Origin of the sequence: Streptococcus sp. HMSC071D03, from assembly GCF_001812125.1 — a bacterium.
Taxonomy (GTDB): Bacteria; Bacillota; Bacilli; order Lactobacillales; family Streptococcaceae; genus Streptococcus; species Streptococcus pseudopneumoniae_N.
The window spans coordinates 2,280-2,533 of record NZ_KV807811.1 but is presented as its reverse complement, the minus strand read 5'-3'; the positions used below and the strand labels follow the sequence as shown (position 1 = coordinate 2,533).

Annotated in this window: 1 protein-coding gene; it reads right to left on the bottom strand. The window is 37.0% G+C overall.

Annotated elements, in window-relative coordinates:
* The coding region (locus tag HMPREF2837_RS11970) for an LPD25 domain-containing protein (RefSeq protein WP_186823221.1) at positions 1 to 254 on the bottom strand (254 nt) is incomplete at both ends.

Genomic DNA, 254 nt, shown 5'->3' with positions numbered 1-254 from the left:
TCACCAATATTGTAACGGATACCATCCTGAATCAGTTCACCATCAGGGCTGTATAAAGTAAATTGAACCTTTGTAAAAGGAGTATAAGAAGCACCTTCTACCTGGTTCATTCGATCACTTACACTTGCATGATGCTTTTCGTAATAGATATTATTCTGCTTATATAGCTCTGTTGCAAAAGACTGATAATCAACTAACTCTGTTTCACTAAAAAGTAAACTTGGCCCACCATCATGCTTTTCTGCCCATTGAAG